The organism is Aggregatibacter aphrophilus ATCC 33389, assembly GCF_900636915.1.
Classification (GTDB): domain Bacteria; phylum Pseudomonadota; class Gammaproteobacteria; order Enterobacterales; family Pasteurellaceae; genus Aggregatibacter; species Aggregatibacter aphrophilus.
In genome coordinates, this window is the sequence record NZ_LR134327.1 from 1,401,823 (window position 1) to 1,420,595 (window position 18,773).

Here is an 18,773-nt window from a genome sequence, read left to right on the forward strand (position 1 = left end):
GAACAGAAATAAATAAGCTCCCGAATACGGGAGCTTATTGTTAATGTGCGTTAGTGTTTTTAACCTGCAACACACTCACTTAATACCGGTTTATCATCCCCTTCAACTAAATCTGCAGTTTTGCCTTTGGTATAAAGTTTATAGGTATAATTTTTGCTGATTGCTTGATAATTTGTGCCGGAAGCCATTTTCATCAATTCCATAGGAATCATTTCATCCATTTGATTAATAACGGCATAAGAGCTGCTACCCGTATTGATAAAAACAACTTCCAAGTTTTTGCCGTCTTTACAGCTATAAGTAATTTTTGTGACTTCGTCTGCACCTTTGCTTTTTTTTTGCTAAGACTTGAGGTGAGATTGTTGCTAACGCGCAAGCCAAGGTGGTAATTAAAGTGGTTTTTAATAATTTCATAGTATTCTCCTGTCCATGACAAATGAAATTCAGCTCTTAGACAGAGTTGATTTGCCAAGAGTTCACAGCTGAATAATTTTTATTTACGAAATACAAAGAGCCTTACAAATAATAATCTGTAATAAAAAACCATCTCCTATGAGATGGTTTTTTTACGTTAAAGTGCGGTCAGAAATTAGAGAATTTCTTTCGCTTTGGCAACAACGTTATCTACAGTGAAGCCAAAGAGTTTGAACAATTGGTCTGCCGGTGCGGATTCACCGAAGCTGTTCATACCAACAATACGACCGCTGAAGCCAACGTATTTGTACCAGACATCAGAAATGCCCGCTTCAATGGCTACACGTTTTGTCACTGCCGCAGGTAAAACAGATTCACGATAAGTTTCATCTTGTTTGTCAAACACGTTGGTGCTTGGCATAGAAACCACACGAACTTTTTTGCCTTCCGCAGTTAATTGTTCAGCTGCTTTCACGGCTAATTCCACTTCAGAACCGGTCGCAATGAAAATTAGATCCGGCGTGCCGGCACAGTCTTTTAACACGTAAGCGCCGCGTGCCACGTTAGCTAATTGCTCAGAAGTGCGGTCCATTTGAAGAAGATTTTGACGGGTGAAGATTAACGCGCTTGGGCCATTGGTTCTTTCAATCGCCGCTTTCCATGCAATCGCAGACTCCACTTGGTCGCAAGGACGCCATGTTTCTAAGTTCGGAATGAGGCGTAGCGCTGCGGTTTGTTCAACCGGTTGGTGGGTTGGGCCGTCTTCGCCTAAACCGATGGAATCATGGGTGAATACAAACAAGCTACGTTGTTTCATTAATGAAGCCATACGAATCGCGTTGTGGGCATATTCCATAAACATGAGGAAGGTTGCGCCATAAGGAATGAAACCACCGTGAAGCGCAATACCGTTCATGATTGCCGCCATACCGAACTCACGTACGCCGTAGTTGAGGTAGTTGCCGCCAACGTTTTGAGTCGCGCGGATTGGTTTGGAGCCGGACCAAAGGGTGAGGTTGGAGCTTGCCAAGTCGGCAGAACCGCCGAGTAATTCCGGTAACACTTTAGCATAAGCTTCAATGGCATTTTGTGATGCTTTACGGCTTGCAATGCTTGCCGGGTTAGCTTGTAAATGGTCAATGAAGGCTTGAGATTCTTTTGCCCAATCAGCCGGCAATTTTTTCTCTATGCGACGGGTAAATTCAGCAGCCAATTCCGGATAAGCTTTCGCATACGCGGCAAATTTCTCATGCCATGCTTTTTCTAACTCCGCACCTTTTACTTTCGCATCCCATTGCGCATAGACGTCTGCCGGAATTTCAAACGGTGCGTAATCCCAGTTGAGTGCCTTGCGGGTTAATGCAATTTCTTCGTCGCCTAATGGTGCGCCGTGGCAATCGTGAGAGTTAGATTTGTTTGGTGAACCGAAACCGATAATGGTTTTGCAGATAATTAATGTCGGCTTGCTGGTTTCCGCTTGCGCTTGTTTGATGGCGTCAATAATTTGCGCCGGGTTATGGCCGTCGATTGCCGGGATCACTTGCCAGCCATAAGCTTCAAAGCGTTTTTGTGTATCATCGGTAAACCAACCGTCAACATGACCATCGATAGAAATGTTATTGTCATCATAGAAAGCGATTAATTTGCCTAAACCAAGGGTGCCCGCTAAAGAGCAAGCTTCATGGGAAACCCCTTCCATCAAGCAACCGTCACCTAAGAACGCATAAGTATAGTGATCTACAATGTTGTGACCGTCACGGTTAAATTGACCTGCAAGGGTTTTTTCTGCAATCGCCATACCGACTGCGTTAGTAATACCTTGACCTAGTGGGCCTGTGGTGGTTTCAACGCCCGGTGTGTAACCAAATTCAGGGTGCCCCGGTGTTTTGGAATGTAATTGACGGAATTGTTTTAAATCTTCAATGGATACATCGTAACCGCTTAAATGCAACAAGCTGTAAATCAGCATGGAACCGTGGCCGTTAGACAATACAAAACGGTCACGGTTGGCCCACTGTGGGTTGGTTGGATTATGGCGTAGGAAATCACGCCATAATACTTCGGCGATATCTGCCATTCCCATTGGTGCACCCGGGTGACCGGATTTGGCTTTTTGTACGGCATCCATGCTTAAAAAACGGATTACATTAGCGAGTTGTTGACGATTAGACATTGTGCCTCCTGATTAGATGTCAATATTGCAATAATTTTGATGGGCTCATAAAAAAGTGCGGTCAGATTTTTCAGTGTTTTTAAATACCGAAAATTTCCACCGCACTTTTGCTCAATTCATAGGGTACCAACCTTTACCATTTAGAAAGTAACATATCTTCTAATTTGCCTTGGTCAATGGCAAATTTACGAATACCATCTGCCAGTTTTTCCACCGCCATGGCATCAGTGTTATGCTGCCAATAGAACTCGGCTTCGGTTAACGGTTGTGGCTTGGCTTGTACCTCGCCTTGGAAATCGAGTTTTCTCTCCACGGCGTTTGGTGTTTCGTGTAAGATTTTCAACAATGGCGGAGCAATAGTTAAACGGTCGCAACCGGCTAATTCGATGATTTCACCGACATTGCGGAAACTTGCACCCATGACCACGGTTTTGTAACCGTATTGTTTGTAGTAGTTGTAAATTTTGGTGACGGAAATCACACCAGGATCTTCTGCCGGTGCGTATTCTTTTTTATCGGAATTGGCTTTATACCAGTCTAAAATACGACCTACAAACGGCGAGATTAAGTAAACACCGGCTTCCGCACAAGCACGCGCTTGAGCTTCGGAGAACAATAAGGTGAGGTTACAATTAATCCCTTCTTTTTCTAAGATTTCCGCTGCGCGAATACCTTGCCATGTAGCAGCGATTTTAATCAAAATACGATTTTTATTGATGCCTGCCGCTTCATATAGTGCAATAAGTTTTCTGGCTTTCACCACGGTGGCGTTGGTGTCGTAAGAAAGGCGGGCATCCACTTCGGTAGAAACACGACCTGGTACTAATTTTAAAATTTCTAAACCAATGTTTACTGCTAATTTGTCTTCTGCATCAATCAATTGTTGCGCTTTGTCTTGGCTTTGTTGTTTACCATAAGCGATGGCTTCATCAATTAATGATGCATATTGCGGAAGCGCGGCCGCACTTAAAATTAAAGATGGATTAGTAGTGGCGTCTTCCGGTTTATATTGTCTGATTGCATCAATGTCGCCGGTGTCGGCAACGACAACAGTAAGTTGGCGAAGAGAGTTTAACTGGTTAGTCATAATGTATTCCTTTGTTTAAAGAGTGGAAAAACAAGTTGATTATTAAGTAAGATAGCTATCTTTGTGTATAGCAAAAAAATTATTGAAAATATAACCGCACTTTGTGGATAAAGCAACCTTAAAATGCCTTATTAGCCTGTGTTTCATGTAATGAAATCGATAGGTTTGTCTGAATAGAATCGAAATTATTGATTTGTTCTAATATGGGGTGGTTAATTATTAGTCAATTCAATTTATTAGCAATTGAAAAGATTTTTAAATTTTTTGTAAAAAAGTGCTTGCAAGGTCTGGATAAAAGCCTATAATACGCCCCCACAACGACGCGCCGTTGTAAAGCACTAAACAGCGCGTCGTTTTTTGTTCTTTAACAATCAATCAGACAAACTGTGTGGGCACTTGAAGATTCGTTTTTAAAAGAATTTTAAAATTGAACTGAATAGTGCTACGAAGATTCGTTTATTTATAGATAGATTAATTAAGTCAGCAGTATTGAGCGATTAAACTTTTTGAATTGAAGAGTTTGATCATGGCTCAGATTGAACGCTGGCGGCAGGCTTAACACATGCAAGTCGAACGGTAACAGGTAAGTACTTGTACTTATGCTGACGAGTGGCGGACGGGTGAGTAATGCTTGGGGATCTGGCTTATGGAGGGGGATAACGACGGGAAACTGTCGCTAATACCGCGTAGAATCGGGAGATGAAAGTGTGGGACCTTCGGGCCACATGCCATAGGATGAACCCAAGTGGGATTAGGTAGTTGGTGGGGTAATGGCCTACCAAGCCGACGATCTCTAGCTGGTCTGAGAGGATGACCAGCCACACCGGGACTGAGACACGGCCCGGACTCCTACGGGAGGCAGCAGTGGGGAATATTGCGCAATGGGGGCAACCCTGACGCAGCCATGCCGCGTGAATGAAGAAGGCCTTCGGGTTGTAAAGTTCTTTCGGTGACGAGGAAGGTTGTTGTGTTAATAGCGCAACAAATTGACGTTAATCACAGAAGAAGCACCGGCTAACTCCGTGCCAGCAGCCGCGGTAATACGGAGGGTGCGAGCGTTAATCGGAATAACTGGGCGTAAAGGGCACGCAGGCGGACTTTTAAGTGAGGTGTGAAATCCCCGGGCTTAACCTGGGAATTGCATTTCAGACTGGGGGTCTAGAGTACTTTAGGGAGGGGTAGAATTCCACGTGTAGCGGTGAAATGCGTAGAGATGTGGAGGAATACCGAAGGCGAAGGCAGCCCCTTGGGAATGTACTGACGCTCATGTGCGAAAGCGTGGGGAGCAAACAGGATTAGATACCCTGGTAGTCCACGCTGTAAACGCTGTCGATTTGGGGATTGTGCTTTGAGCTTGGTGCCCGTAGCTAACGTGATAAATCGACCGCCTGGGGAGTACGGCCGCAAGGTTAAAACTCAAATGAATTGACGGGGGCCCGCACAAGCGGTGGAGCATGTGGTTTAATTCGATGCAACGCGAAGAACCTTACCTACTCTTGACATCCATGGAATCTTGTAGAGATATGAGAGTGCCTTCGGGAACCATGAGACAGGTGCTGCATGGCTGTCGTCAGCTCGTGTTGTGAAATGTTGGGTTAAGTCCCGCAACGAGCGCAACCCTTATCCTTTGTTGCCAGCGATTTGGTCGGGAACTCAAAGGAGACTGCCGGTGATAAACCGGAGGAAGGTGGGGATGACGTCAAGTCATCATGGCCCTTACGAGTAGGGCTACACACGTGCTACAATGGCGTATACAGAGGGCGACGAAGCCGCGAGGTGGAGTGAATCTCAGAAAGTACGTCTAAGTCCGGATTGGAGTCTGCAACTCGACTCCATGAAGTCGGAATCGCTAGTAATCGCGAATCAGAATGTCGCGGTGAATACGTTCCCGGGCCTTGTACACACCGCCCGTCACACCATGGGAGTGGGTTGTACCAGAAGTAGATAGCTTAACCGCAAGGGGGGCGTTTACCACGGTATGATTCATGACTGGGGTGAAGTCGTAACAAGGTAACCGTAGGGGAACCTGCGGTTGGATCACCTCCTTACCGAAAGACGAACTTAAGTGTCCACACAGTTTGGCTGATGATTGTAGACAAGAGAGAACAAAGCAAAGGAAGAAAAGAGAGCATCTTTATATGTTGTCCCCATCGTCTAGAGGCCTAGGACATCGCCCTTTCACGGCGGTAACCGGGGTTCGAATCCCCGTGGGGACGCCATATAAAGATGATTATTCATCTTCTTTATAAAACCTGTTCTTTAACAAACCGGAAACAAGCTGAAAACGAGACTTTCAAGAAAGTCTGAGTGAGAGTGATTGATAAAAGGTGATTACTCTTAATAAATTAACTGTTACTGCTTAGCGGCGTTAAGTGTTTTTCGATTCAATGTTGTGATTTTAAGTGGATTTTCAATTTAATGTTAAGTTCATGAGGTTGAGTTAATCATAAGGTTGAGTTAATCATAAGAATACTTGGGGTTGTATGGTTAAGTGACAAAGCGTACAAGGTGGATGCCTTGGCAATCAGAGGCGAAGAAGGACGTGCTAATCTGCGAAAAGCTTGGATGAGTCGATAAGAGGCGTTTAATCCAAGATGTCCGAATGGGGAAACCCAGTGGGTGAAGAACCCACTATCATTATCTGAATCCATAGGATAATGAGGCGAACCGGGAGAACTGAAACATCTAAGTACCCCGAGGAAAAGAAATCAACCGAGATTTCGTTAGTAGCGGCGAGCGAACGCGAAGGAGCCTGTTAGTGATAATGACAGAGGCAGAGGAACAAGCTGGGAAGCTTGGCGACACAGGGTGATAGCCCCGTACTCGAAGTCCAGGTTATGGTACTAAGCTAACGACAAGTAAGGCGGGACACGTGATATCCTGTTTGAAGATGGGGGGACCATCCTCCAAGGCTAAATACTCCTGATTGACCGATAGTGAACCAGTACTGTGAAGGAAAGGCGAAAAGAACCCCGGTGAGGGGAGTGAAATAGAACCTGAAACCTTGTACGTACAAGCAGTGGGAGCCTGAAAGGGTGACTGCGTACCTTTTGTATAATGGGTCAGCGACTTATATTTTGTAGCGAGGTTAACCGAATAGGGGAGCCGAAGGGAAACCGAGTCTTAACTGGGCGAGTAGTTGCAAGGTATAGACCCGAAACCCGGTGATCTAGCCATGGGCAGGTTGAAGGTTGGGTAACACTAACTGGAGGACCGAACCGACTAATGTTGAAAAATTAGCGGATGACTTGTGGCTGGGGGTGAAAGGCCAATCAAACCGGGAGATAGCTGGTTCTCCCCGAAATCTATTTAGGTAGAGCCTTGAGTGGACACCTTCGGGGGTAGAGCACTGTTTCGGCTAGGGGTCCATCCCGGATTACCAACCCGATGCAAACTGCGAATACCGAAGAGTGATACTCAGGAGACACACGGCGGGTGCTAACGTTCGTCGTGGAGAGGGAAACAACCCAGACCGCCAGCTAAGGTCCCAAAGTCTATATTAAGTGGGAAACGAAGTGGGAAGGCTTAGACAGCTAGGATGTTGGCTTAGAAGCAGCCATCATTTAAAGAAAGCGTAATAGCTCACTAGTCGAGTCGGCCTGCGCGGAAGATGTAACGGGGCTCAAATATAGCACCGAAGCTGCGGCATCAGTAGCAATACTGTTGGGTAGGGGAGCGTTGTGTAAGCGGAAGAAGGTGGCTCGAGAGGGCTGCTGGACGTATCACAAGTGCGAATGCTGACATAAGTAACGATAAAACGGGTGAAAAACCCGTTCGCCGGAAGACCAAGGGTTCCTGTCCAACGTTAATCGGGGCAGGGTGAGTCGGCCCCTAAGGCGAGGCTGAAAAGCGTAGTCGATGGGAAACGGGTTAATATTCCCGTACTTGGATAAACTGCGATGTGGGGACGGAGCAGGTTAGGTTAGCGTGCTGTTGGATATGCACGTTTAAGTTGGTAGGTGGGGAGTTTAGGCAAATCCGGACTTCCTTAACACTGAGAGATGATGACGAGGCTCTACGGAGCTGAAGTAACCGATACCACACTTCCAGGAAAAGCCACTAAGCTTCAGGTTTATCTAAACCGTACTGAAAACCGACACAGGTGGTCAGGTAGAGAATACTCAGGCGCTTGAGAGAACTCGGGTGAAGGAACTAGGCAAAATAGCACCGTAACTTCGGGAGAAGGTGCGCCGGCGTAGATTGTAAGGGTTTACCCCTGAAGGTTGAACCGGTCGAAGTGACCCGCTGGCTGCAACTGTTTATTAAAAACACAGCACTCTGCAAACACGAAAGTGGACGTATAGGGTGTGATGCCTGCCCGGTGCTGGAAGGTTAATTGATGGTGTAATCGCAAGAGAAGCACCTGATCGAAGCCCCAGTAAACGGCGGCCGTAACTATAACGGTCCTAAGGTAGCGAAATTCCTTGTCGGGTAAGTTCCGACCTGCACGAATGGCATAATGATGGCCAGGCTGTCTCCACCCGAGACTCAGTGAAATTGAAATCGCCGTGAAGATGCGGTGTACCCGCGGCTAGACGGAAAGACCCCGTGAACCTTTACTATAGCTTGACACTGAACATTGAATTTTGATGTGTAGGATAGGTGGGAGACTATGAAGATGATACGCCAGTATTGTTGGAGTCGACCTTGAAATACCACCCTTTAACGTTTGATGTTCTAACGAAGATGACGAAACGTGGTCTCGGACAGTGTCTGGTGGGTAGTTTGACTGGGGCGGTCTCCTCCCAAAGAGTAACGGAGGAGCACGAAGGTTTGCTAATGACGGTCGGACATCGTCAGGTTAGTGCAATGGTATAAGCAAGCTTAACTGCGAGACGGACAAGTCGAGCAGGTACGAAAGTAGGTCATAGTGATCCGGTGGTTCTGCATGGAAGGGCCATCGCTCAACGGATAAAAGGTACTCCGGGGATAACAGGCTGATACCGCCCAAGAGTTCATATCGACGGCGGTGTTTGGCACCTCGATGTCGGCTCATCACATCCTGGGGCTGAAGTAGGTCCCAAGGGTATGGCTGTTCGCCATTTAAAGTGGTACGCGAGCTGGGTTTAGAACGTCGTGAGACAGTTCGGTCCCTATCTGCCGTGGGCGTTGGAGAATTGGTTGGGGCTGCTCCTAGTACGAGAGGACCGGAGTGGACGCACCGCTGGTGTTCCGGTTGTGTCGCCAGACGCATTGCCGGGTAGCTAAGTGCGGAAGAGATAAGTGCTGAAAGCATCTAAGCACGAAACTTGCCAAGAGATGAGTTCTCCCAGATTATAAATCTGTAAGGGTTGTTTAAGACTAAGACGTAGATAGGCATGGTGTGTAAGTGGTGCGAGCCATTGAGCTAACATGTACTAATTGCCCGAGAGGCTTAGCCATACAACGCTCAAGTGTTTTTTGGGGAGACCTGAGGCATGAGGGCGGAATTGGGTGAGTAGCAGTTAAGAGAGAGTAAAGAGAGACTGTAGGTGATTCACCGGGAATAGAGGTGATGATACAGAGAGAAAGTTGAGAGTCAGCTTGTTTTGGTTTGAAGGATAGAGAGTAAGATAAAGAAGACGGATTTTAAGTCATCGACCGAATTTTGGCGGCGATAATGCGGTGGGTCCACCTGACTCCATCCCGAACTCAGAAGTGAAACGCCGTAATGCCGATGGTAGTGTGGGATGTTCCCATGTGAGAGTAGGTCACCGCCAAGCTGAATGTAGCCTTCTGATGTGAATGCATCGGGGGGTTTTGTTTTTGGGCAAAGCGGATAAACAGGATTAAGTTAAAGGTTGAAGAAAGACTAAAGGCAAAGAAAGAGAGCAAAAAGTAAGAGAATGACAAGTTACCAATTAAAGAGATAACGGAGAGATAACAAGGGAATTTAGCGAAAAAGAAAACCGCACTTTGGAATAGATTCAAAGTGCGGTTGATTTTATAGATGTTTTTATAAGTGTGGGTTATTGATTTCTTCTCTTATCCAATGGGTTTTGTTGGCAAAAATCAATTTATTTGATGTATGTTTGATCTCGGTAAATGAAATTTCCCAAATATCACTATTGACTAATTTGGCGAGTGGCTGTTTTTTTATGTAAATATCAAAGGCTTTTTTGCGTTCTTCTTGATTTTCCAACAAGTGCGCTAAGGCTGTGAATTGAATGCCTTCCATATCCTTAATTTTGTTCGGTTGACCGGCGATAGTTCCCACAATATGACTATTCTTTAACATAAGTTGTGCGTGACGGGTTGTCGTTCTTGTCATCACAATTAAGCGTACTTTTTGCTCATCAAAAGCGTAGAAACAGTTGGCTGGCCAAAAATCTTCTTGATAATGTGCTGTAAAGCTCACGATATGTTTTTCTTTTAGAAATTGGCTAATTGGCTTAGGTAGGGGATTCATTATTTCGCTCCTAGTGGTGAAATTTATGGAGCTAAAGTATAGTGTTTTAGTCGGATAAAGAAAATCTAAATTTTTCACTGCACTGTCATGGTGTTGCAAGGAGATTATCACCCCATGAAGATTCGTCTAAAATTTTACCAAAATGGCTTTCGATCAACCGTTTGGTGACATCAGTTTTAGGCGTGGTAAATAAGGAATAAGTGTTACCATATTCAATCATTTTACCGTCTTCCATTACTAAAACGTCATCGGCAATATGTTTTATGATACCCAAATGTTGCCCTACATAAATATAGGCTAACCCAAATTTTTCCTGTAGTTCTAGCATTAAATTGGTTAATTGTGTTTTAACTGTAGCATCTAGCGAGCCAAGTGCGTCGTCAACAATGATAATTTGCGGATCTAAAATCAATGCACGTGCGAGGGCAATACGTTGTTTTTGGCTAACAGAAAGCGTTTTGATTTTGATATTCGCATGGTCAGGATGTATGCCAACCAATTTTAAAATATCAAAAATTTTTTGATTGCGTTGTTGCTCATTCAGATGAGTGGTTAACAGTAACGGTGCATCTAATATTTGCCCTACATTTAGGCGCGGATTAAATGCAGTGTTAGGATCTTGGAATACCATACGAATATGTTTGGCTCGATAGTTGTAATCGCCGAATGTTAATTCTTTGTCTTTAAATAAAATTTTACCTGAAGTAGGTTGAGTTATACCGACGATCATTTTTGCCAGAGTTGATTTTCCGGAGCCATTACGACCGATAATTGCAAGAGTTTTGCCGGCTTCTAATGTGAAAGTAATTCCTTCCACTGCATGAAAATGGCCGGTACTGAACAAGCCGAAACTGTCTTTAAAAGACTTTGTCAGATCTTCTACTTGTAATAATGGCATGTTTATTTTCCTTTATTCTGGTTTATCAGTACTTAGTATTAACGGTTGGATGAGTTCTTTTTCTTTAATTTTCTTTTCCCGCAGATTTATTGGGAAATGGCAAAAAAATTCATGTTGTTTAATACGAAGTGCGGTCGGTTTCACGATACATTTTTTTTGAGCAAATGGGCAACGCGGTCCAAGGCGACAACCCATAGGCATTTGTTCCAGTAAAGGGACCGTACCTTTTAATGTGCCTAAATGGCCTTTAAAGGGTAAGGGTTGGGTAAAATCCGGAATCGAATGTAATAAAGCCTGTGTATATGGGTGGTGTGGATTTTCCAGAATGCTTTCTTTTGGCCCGGATTCTGCGTTTTGTCCGCAGTAAAGCACAATAAACGAATTGCACCATTCGCTAATACTGTTAATGTCATTGCTAGCAAGCAGGATGGATGTACCTTGGTTTTGGTTCATGCTGGATAATAGCTTAAAGATTTGTACGCGCGTAATAGATTCCACAGAATTGGCCGGCTCATCAGCAATTAATAAACGCGGTTGGTTAGCTACAGCAATGGCAATCATCACTTTTTGCCCTTCCCCCTCGGTGAGTTCATGGGGATAGCTACTCATAATATCTTTATGCTCTTTTATTCCTACACGATGTAACAATTCAATAGCACGACGTTTTCTCCAGCCTAATAAACGTTGCCACCAATGTCCTTTAAAAGTCCATCCCGGGATGCTTTGAATCAGTTGTTTGCCGATTTTTTGGCTAGGGTCGAGACAAGTGAGCGGATCTTGAAACACCATGGAAATTTCTTTTCCTACGATTTTACGACGTTGTGTTGGTGTGAGCTTTAACAGCTCAATATCGTTAAAACGGAAGCGATCAGCAGTAACAATCCAAGAATCTTTAAAGGCATTACAAATTACTTTGGCGATTAAACTTTTGCCTGAACCGGATTCTCCTACAAGGCCGCAGATCTCACCTTCGTTGAGAGTGAGGCTAACATTATCAACTATGCGTATGAGACCTGATGGTGTTTTAATATCGATGCGAAGATTGCGAATATCCAATAATGCCATGTTTACCTACTCGTAATATTTTGTAATGGCGCGACATAATCCGTTGCTGAAAACCAAACCGATTAATACGCTGAAAATAATCGCTAATCCGGGGAGAATCACTGTCCATGGTGCCAAATAAATTAATTCCAAAGAATCTTTTATCATAGCTCCCCATTCTGGAGCAGGACGCTGTGCACCTAACTCAATAAAACTTAAGGCGCTAATGTCCAAAATCGCAATAGTGAATGCCCGTGAAATTTCTTGAATATACTGAATAGCAATATTTGGCAAGACAGTGTCTTTAAGCAGAACCCATTTGGAAATCCCATCTAAGCGCAACATTAACACATATTCTTTTTTTAATTCCAACTGAATGCTGCGATAAATTTCATGTACAAAGTAAGGTAATAATGCCAAGGTAATTGCAAGCATGGCATTAAACAGGCTAGGTTCCATTAAGGCGGCGATAATAATAGCGACCAACAACACAGGAATGGTGAGAAAAGCGTCTAAAAAATGACCTAATACACGAGACTTTATGCCCTGCGACATTCCGGCTAAAATGCCTAATTCGCCACCAATAAATGCTGTAATAACTACAACAATTAAAGCGGCTCCAACCGTGTAACTGGTGCCAATAATAATTCGGCTAAGTACATCTCGTCCGATATCGTCCGTGCCTAAGAAATAAGCTATTTCCCCATTACTAGCCCAAGATGGCGGCATTAATTCCCGTCCGACAAATTGGGTGTCACTGGAATAAGGCGCAATGAACGGGCTAAAAAGTGCGGTCAAAATTAGCAACAAAAGTGCATAGAAACTAAATAGCGCAATACGATCTTTGCGGAACAAGTCCCAAATCTGCTTTAATGCCGCGCTTTCGCGAAAATCTTTAGGTTCTCTATCTCGCATGCCAGCCCTTCTTATTTAACGGATCTAAAATAAAGATCAGTCCTTCGGAGAGTATTTTAATAAAAATAATGCAAAGTCCGATAATGATAATGCCAGCTGAAATACTGTTGTAATCCTGCTGAGTCACCGCATCGATTAACCAGCGACCAATACCCGGCCAACCAAGAGTACTTTCAACTAACATACATTGCGTAATGACTAAAGTGAAGAGGCGAGTCATTTGCGGAATTAATAATGGTAAGGTATTGCGCAGAACATATTTGCGTAAGACTTTAAATTTTGACCAACCGCGGGTGGTGGCTACTTTTACATAATTTTGTTGAAAAATTATTTCTGCCCGTTGTTGTACTAAACGTACAATTTCCATTGTTGGTAAAATGGTTAATACTAATGTTGGCAATGCCAGATGTTGGAGTACGTTCTGAATAATTTTGAGACGATAAGGCACGTTTACAAACCAAACGTCGATAGTTGGAAAACCAGTAATTGGCTTGATTTCGTAGAGTAAATTATATTGACCGATAGCAGAAATTTCCCATGAATTAATAGCAGAGACATAAAGCAAAATCGGTGCAATCCAAAAAACCGGCAATGCCATGCCGACAGCAGATAAGGTACGGATGGCTTTCCCGATGAAATGTGATTGGTAAATGGCGCCGATTAAACCCAAAGGAATACCGAAAATTACGGCTAGTAAAATGGCACAAAAACATAATTCAAGGGTGGGTGGTAATACCGTGAAAATTGTCGATCTTAAAGGTTGCCCACCGTTATAACTAATACCTAAATCACCTTGGGTGAGGCTAGTTAAATAATAAATATAGCCATTATAAAAGTGCGGCGTAGCCAGCTCAGCATTCAACGGATCCTGCATTAAAATAATGTAGCTCAACAGCGACAACACAAAGCATGTTACAAGCAGGAAAATACATTGTCGAATTAAAGAATTAAGCATCATTTCTGTCCTTTACGTAACGACAATGTAGAAAAATTAAGACTGCCGAAGGGGCTCATTTCAATGTGCTGTACCCTTGAACTGGCAACCAACACCCGTTTTACGTTGGCAATTGGGATAATCGGCAGTTCTGACAAAATCAGCTCTTGGGCTTGGTTATATGCATTGGCGCGTACACGCAAATTAGCACTATCCAATGCCTCGTCCATGAATTGATCGAATTTTTTGCTGCACCAATTGGATAGATTCGTAATCTCATTAGAGGAGCTGCAGCTCAAAATTGGTCGCATAAAACTATCGGGGTCGAGGTTACCTGCGAGCCAGCCGGTTAAAATCATGTCGTAGTCTTCAGATTTTTTATTGAGTTGATCAATGATAAAGGTGCGTGTCACCGAACGAATTGTCACGTTGACCCCAACGTTATTTAAATCTTCTTTAATCAGCTCTGCAGTTTTAAGTGGCGCAGGGTTGTAAACCTGCTCTTCGTTTATTACCCACATATTCAAATTAAGTTGTTTATTCTGTAAGACTTTTTTCGCTTCTACAGGATTAAAATCATAAGCAAAATCCGGTGTATTCACAGTCGATGCCCAAGAAATATTCGGAATAATGTTGTTGGCTACGGTTGCTGTATTGTGATAAATGGTTTTAATAATTCGATGGCGATTAATGGCTTGAGCAATGGCACGGCGCAATTGTTCATCTTGAATAGCAACTTTTTGAAAATTGAAGGCCAAATACGCTAAATTCATGCCGTCTGAGGTTTTTACATAATAACGCTCGTCATTTTCCTTCAATAGGCCTAATTGACTCACCTCCGGGTAAGAGGCGATTTGGCATTCGCCATTAAAGAATTTCACCAAACGCCCGGTACGATCTGTGGATAAATCAATAATAATATCTTTAATTTTCGCGTCTTTTTTCCAATAATCCTCGTTTTTTTCTAACCGTACATATTGATTCCGGAAGTAATTTTTGACCTTATACGGACCGGTACCTACCGGTAATATATCTAATTGCACCAAATTATCGTCTGCATTAAGTTGCACAGCATATTCCTGCGAGAAAATAATGGCATATTGGCTGGCTAAGTGAGACAAAATGGAAGCGTCAGGTTTAAATAATGTAATTTGCACTGTGTGCGAATTCAATGCTTTCACCGATTCGATTTTTTGGTTCAGTTTAATACTTTCAAAATAAGGAAAGCGCACTTTCTTCGCTTGTTCATGGAAAATACGATACTGCGGATTTTTATAATCCACCGAGCTTTGTTCCAATGTCGGTAAATAGGTTTCATAACCTAGCACGCGATTTAACGAAAATACCACATCATCAGCGTTGAAATCGCGGGTCGGCTTAAACCAGTCAGTGCGGTGAAATTTAATCCCTTTACGCAAATGAATGGTAATTACCGTGCCATCGGGCGAAACAGAATAAGATTGTGCCAATACGGGGGTTGGAATAGCGCTAGTGTTGGAAATATCGAAAAGTTTGTTATAAATCTGCTCCGTTACCACATTCATACTGGTTCCCGCATCAGCTGTTTGCGGGTTAAAAGAAAAGCCCGTGGCGTTGGTGCAATAAATCAATCCATTGTCGGTTAGCTCTTCCGGCACACGCGGTGCCGCTATTGCCTGATTGACAGCAACAGCGAGCAAAAAAAATGACGCAAAGATTTTTTTATTCAACATAACAATAGATTGGTGAATGCTTAAAATAATAATGCCGAATTGTAAGATATATTCCATGCATATTCTAGTAAATATGCCGTTTATCCAAATTCTCCGCTGAAAATGACCGCACTTTGCGCAAAAGCAATACCTTAAAGTTTTAACATATCAACCAATGCTTTAAAGAGAGGTGAGTTTTGACGGCGGCTTGGGTAGTAGAGGTAATATCCCTCATAATCAATCGCCTGAACTTTTAACATTTCTACCAATTTACCTGTGGCCAATTCATCTTTTATCCAAGATTGAGGTGTATCAATCTATCGGTTTTGTGCCGCAATTCTTTTCTTCGCCTTTTGCTTATTCTGTGTTGGATATCGTGTTAATGGGGCGCTTAATCCATATTAATACTTTCGCCAAACCAAAACCGCATGATTATCAAATCGCCATGCAGGCACTGGATTATTTGAACTTGACCCATTTGGCAAATCGCGAATTTGCTTCGCTTTCAGGCGGGCAGCGACAACTGATTTTAATTGCGCGCGCTATTGCTTCCGAATGCAAATTAATGCTGTTGGATGAGCCGACCTCCGCTTTGGATTTAGCGAATCAAAATACTGTATTATCGTTATTGCAACAGTTGGTGAAAGAACATAAATTAACCATTGTATTTACGACGCATCAACCTAATCATGCGGTTGCAGTGGCTAACAAAGTCTTGTTAATGAATAAACAAAACGTTTTATTTGGCCTCACTGATGACGTGTTGACTGCCGAGAATCTTACGCAGTTATTTTATTTGCCCATGTTGGTGCAGGAAGCACACTATCAAAACCATGGATTTACGCATTTTGTCCCCGTGTACGACAGCGTATTAAGCGGCTTTCATAGGATCAAAAAATGTTGAATTTAACGATTTTTAGCGCAGGAAGTTTTCGTCATGTCTTAAATGAGCTAGTGACGATTTTCAAGCAGAAAAACCCGGTGGAGGTTCATTTACATTTGGCGCCGGCGGGGTTGTTGCGACAACGTCTTGAGGCCGATGAATACTGTGATATTTTTATTAGTGCCAATTTGCAAAATATCAATATCTTATCTGCTACGAAATGTATTTATAACCAGCAAATCCTCGCCTTTAATCAACTTATTCTCACCACATTAAATACCGAACATTATCAACATCGCAATACGTTAGATATTTTGTTTGATGAATCATTGCGTTTGGCAACCTCCACGCCTATTGCGGATCCTTGCGGGGATTACACTTGGTACCTGTTTGAGCTGTTAGAACAAGCCTATCCCGTTTCCGGTAGTTTATTAAAACAGCGTGCGATGCCGTTGGTCGGCGGTGAAAATAGTGCCGTAGTTATTCCTAAAGGTGAAATTGCTTCCAAGTATGTCTTACAGAATAATCATGCCGACATGATGATTGGTTACGCTAACTATATGCACAAATTAGCAAACGAGAATCTGCGTTTTCATCATTTCCCACCCGAATTTAATATCAAGGCGACATATTCTGCCGCGCAACTTAGCGAGAATGTGATTACCCGTTTATTTTTCCAGTTCTTAATGTCCGATACGGCAAAACGCATTATGTATCAACATGGCTTTTTGGCAGAATAAAAACGTAACGAAAATGATGCATAAATCACTTATGTGATTTATTCGCCCCTCGGGGGCTGTTGGCAAAATCCATTCTCAAAAATATATTTTTTGTGACCGCACTTTTCTTTTATTTCCAAGCAAATTAAGCCCATCTTCATTTTTTCGGTATAATGTCCCCAATTATTGACGTCATATATTAAGAAGACGAGTATGCTAAATCATCTGCAAAAAGAATTAAACGAGCTGGTTAATCGTGGCTTAGATCGTACTTTACGAATTGCCGTGACGGGGTTGAGTAGAAGTGGGAAAACTGCGTTTATTACTAGCTTAATGAATCAAATGTTACACATTAATCGAGTGGATAACGGGCATTTGCCGCTATTTGATGCGGCCCGTCAACACCGAATTCTGGCGGTACAACGGGTTCCCCAGTTAGATTTATCGATCCCGCGTTTTGATTACGAAGGTAATCTTAACGCCTTGTCTCAAGAACCTCCGATTTGGCCGCAATCTACTCGAGGCGTGAGTGAAACCCGCTTAGCGATCCGTTATCAACGGAGCAACGGTTTGCTGCGTCATTTGAAAGAAAAAGGCACGTTATATTTAGATATTTTTGATTATCCCGGTGAGTGGTTGTTGGATTTGCCGTTATTGGATTTAGGGTTTGAACAGTGGTCGTTGGAATTACAACGACAACTTAACGGTACACACGCTGAGTTGGCGCAGACTTGGTTAAACAAAGTGAAAAAAATTAAGCTGACCGATTCGGCGGATGAAGACATTTTGGCGCAGTTGGCCAAAGATTACACCGATTATTTGTGGCAATGTAAGAAACAAGGGTTGCATTTTATTCAGCCGGGAAGATTTGTGTTACCCGGTGAGCTTGAAGGCGCTCCGGCCTTGCAATTCTTTCCGTTATTGCATTTGAATGCGTCACAATGGCAACAACTGAAACGTGAAGCGAAAAGTGAAAGTTATTTTGCTGTGCTGACTAAACGCTATGACTATTATCGTCAGCATATTGTAAAAGGGTTTTACGAAAATTACTTTGAGACCTTTGATCGACAAGTCATTTTGGCGGATTGCTTGATACCGTTAAATCATAGCCGACAAGCTTTTAACGATATGCAGCAGGCGCTACAGCAGCTATTTCGTAATTTTCATTATGGCAAACGGCATCTTTTAAACCGTCTTTTCTCACCTAAAATTGATAAATTGATGTTTATTGCGACCAAGGCGGATCATATCACTACAGACCAACTGCCGAATTTAATCGGCTTGATGCGTCAATTGGTGCAAGAAGGCGGACGTTATGTAGAATTTGCCGATATTGTGACGGATTACACCGCGATTGCGTCTATCCGTGCGACACAGCAAGTGGTGGTGAATCAAAACGGTAAGCAATTTAAAGCGTTGCAAGGTATTCGTTCTTCCGATAAGCAGAAAGTGACACTTTATCCGGGCAGTGTGCCGGGAAGATTGCCGAGTGCCGATTTTTGGCAAAATCAAAAATTTGAATTCGACCAATTTGAACCACGCCGTTTAGAACAAGGTGAAAATATACCGCACTTGCGAATGGATGCGGTGTTGCAATTTTTGTTGGGCGATAAATTGTAGGAGGCAG

General features: G+C 43.2%; 12 protein-coding genes, 1 tRNA gene and 3 rRNA genes. 7 read left to right on the top strand and 9 right to left on the bottom strand.

The features are described 5' to 3' along the window. Positions 1 to 59: 59 nt before the first annotated feature. The 3 genes from EL144_RS11585 to tal form a co-directional block, all read right to left on the bottom strand. The gene (locus tag EL144_RS11585; protein ID WP_232010615.1) at positions 60 to 275 is read right to left on the bottom strand and encodes a c-type lysozyme inhibitor; all 216 of its coding nucleotides are present in this window, start codon (positions 273 to 275) and stop codon (positions 60 to 62) included. Positions 276 to 589: 314 nt separating this feature from the next. Then, the gene (gene tkt, locus EL144_RS06945) at positions 590 to 2,587 is read right to left on the bottom strand and encodes a transketolase (protein WP_005704793.1); all 1,998 of its coding nucleotides are present in this window, start codon (positions 2,585 to 2,587) and stop codon (positions 590 to 592) included. A gap of 133 nt (positions 2,588 to 2,720) precedes the next feature. Next, complete coding sequence (gene tal, locus EL144_RS06950) at positions 2,721 to 3,674, bottom strand: transaldolase (RefSeq protein ID WP_005704791.1); 954 nt, start codon at positions 3,672 to 3,674, stop codon at positions 2,721 to 2,723. A gap of 508 nt (positions 3,675 to 4,182) precedes the next feature. Here tal and EL144_RS06955 point away from each other — a divergent pair. From EL144_RS06955 to rrf, 4 genes are all read left to right on the top strand, one after another. After that, positions 4,183 to 5,722 (top strand): 16S ribosomal RNA (locus tag EL144_RS06955). A gap of 95 nt (positions 5,723 to 5,817) precedes the next feature. Continuing rightward, a tRNA-Glu gene (locus tag EL144_RS06960) sits at positions 5,818 to 5,893 on the top strand. Between the two features lie 266 nt (positions 5,894 to 6,159). Continuing rightward, positions 6,160 to 9,056, top strand: a 23S ribosomal RNA gene (locus EL144_RS06965). 204 nt (positions 9,057 to 9,260) lie between these two features. Further along, positions 9,261 to 9,376 (top strand): 5S ribosomal RNA (gene rrf / locus EL144_RS06970). The 16S, 23S and 5S rRNA genes sit together here with 1 tRNA gene alongside, the layout of an rRNA operon. A 233-nt stretch (positions 9,377 to 9,609) precedes the next feature. Here the strand turns inward: rrf and EL144_RS06975 are convergent. The 6 genes from EL144_RS06975 to EL144_RS07000 all read right to left on the bottom strand — a co-directional run bounded on the left by EL144_RS06975 (position 9,610) and on the right by EL144_RS07000 (position 15,565). Continuing rightward, positions 9,610 to 10,062: a PNPOx family protein gene (locus EL144_RS06975; RefSeq protein WP_005700275.1), complete on the bottom strand. Its 453-nt coding sequence runs from the start codon at positions 10,060 to 10,062 to the stop codon at positions 9,610 to 9,612. Positions 10,063 to 10,147: 85 nt separating this feature from the next. Then, positions 10,148 to 10,960, bottom strand: a complete 813-nt coding sequence (locus tag EL144_RS06980) for a peptide ABC transporter ATP-binding protein (protein ID WP_005702968.1) — start codon at positions 10,958 to 10,960, stop codon at positions 10,148 to 10,150. Positions 10,961 to 10,972: 12 nt separating this feature from the next. Continuing rightward, complete coding sequence (locus EL144_RS06985) at positions 10,973 to 12,025, bottom strand: peptide ABC transporter ATP-binding protein (protein WP_005702969.1); 1,053 nt, start codon at positions 12,023 to 12,025, stop codon at positions 10,973 to 10,975. 6 nt (positions 12,026 to 12,031) lie between these two features. Then, a complete protein-coding gene (locus EL144_RS06990) occupies positions 12,032 to 12,919 on the bottom strand; it encodes an ABC transporter permease subunit (RefSeq protein WP_005702971.1) in 888 nt (295 codons plus the stop codon). Beyond that, entirely contained in the window at positions 12,909 to 13,874 is a 966-nt protein-coding gene (locus EL144_RS06995; protein WP_032994859.1) for an ABC transporter permease, read from the bottom strand. The genes EL144_RS06990 and EL144_RS06995 overlap by 11 nt, the downstream gene beginning before the upstream one ends. Next, a complete protein-coding gene (locus EL144_RS07000) occupies positions 13,874 to 15,565 on the bottom strand; it encodes an ABC transporter substrate-binding protein (protein WP_032994860.1) in 1,692 nt (563 codons plus the stop codon). Before EL144_RS07000 ends, EL144_RS06995 begins: the two co-directional genes overlap by 1 nt. Before the next feature lie 286 nt (positions 15,566 to 15,851). Here EL144_RS07000 and EL144_RS07010 point away from each other — a divergent pair, with 286 nt between their 5' ends. The 3 genes from EL144_RS07010 to EL144_RS07020 all read left to right on the top strand — a co-directional run bounded on the left by EL144_RS07010 (position 15,852) and on the right by EL144_RS07020 (position 18,766). Next, positions 15,852 to 16,448, top strand: a complete 597-nt coding sequence (locus EL144_RS07010; protein WP_005702975.1) for an ABC transporter ATP-binding protein — start codon at positions 15,852 to 15,854, stop codon at positions 16,446 to 16,448. Continuing rightward, entirely contained in the window at positions 16,442 to 17,167 is a 726-nt protein-coding gene (locus EL144_RS07015) for a substrate-binding domain-containing protein (protein WP_005702976.1), read from the top strand. The genes EL144_RS07010 and EL144_RS07015 overlap by 7 nt, the downstream gene beginning before the upstream one ends. A 192-nt stretch (positions 17,168 to 17,359) precedes the next feature. Continuing rightward, complete coding sequence (locus EL144_RS07020; protein ID WP_005702977.1) at positions 17,360 to 18,766, top strand: YcjX family GTP-binding protein; 1,407 nt, start codon at positions 17,360 to 17,362, stop codon at positions 18,764 to 18,766. Positions 18,767 to 18,773: the final 7 nt, after the last annotated feature.

Bases quoted from the DNA above. Each gene is read 5' to 3' on its own strand.
- tkt (WP_005704793.1), bottom strand. From the start codon at position 2,587: ATGTCTAATCGTCAACAACTCGCTAATGTAATCCGTTTTTTAAGCATG.
- tal (WP_005704791.1), bottom strand. From the start codon at position 3,674: ATGACTAACCAGTTAAACTCTCTTCGCCAACTTACTGTTGTCGTTGCC.
- EL144_RS06975 (WP_005700275.1), bottom strand. From the start codon at position 10,062: ATGAATCCCCTACCTAAGCCAATTAGCCAATTTCTAAAAGAAAAACAT.
- EL144_RS06980 (WP_005702968.1), bottom strand. From the start codon at position 10,960: ATGCCATTATTACAAGTAGAAGATCTGACAAAGTCTTTTAAAGACAGT.
- EL144_RS06985 (WP_005702969.1), bottom strand. From the start codon at position 12,025: ATGGCATTATTGGATATTCGCAATCTTCGCATCGATATTAAAACACCA.
- EL144_RS06990 (WP_005702971.1), bottom strand. From the start codon at position 12,919: ATGCGAGATAGAGAACCTAAAGATTTTCGCGAAAGCGCGGCATTAAAG.
- EL144_RS06995 (WP_032994859.1), bottom strand. From the start codon at position 13,874: ATGCTTAATTCTTTAATTCGACAATGTATTTTCCTGCTTGTAACATGC.
- EL144_RS07000 (WP_032994860.1), bottom strand. From the start codon at position 15,565: ATGTTGAATAAAAAAATCTTTGCGTCATTTTTTTTGCTCGCTGTTGCT.
- EL144_RS07015 (WP_005702976.1), top strand. From the start codon at position 16,442: ATGTTGAATTTAACGATTTTTAGCGCAGGAAGTTTTCGTCATGTCTTA.
- EL144_RS07020 (WP_005702977.1), top strand. From the start codon at position 17,360: ATGCTAAATCATCTGCAAAAAGAATTAAACGAGCTGGTTAATCGTGGC.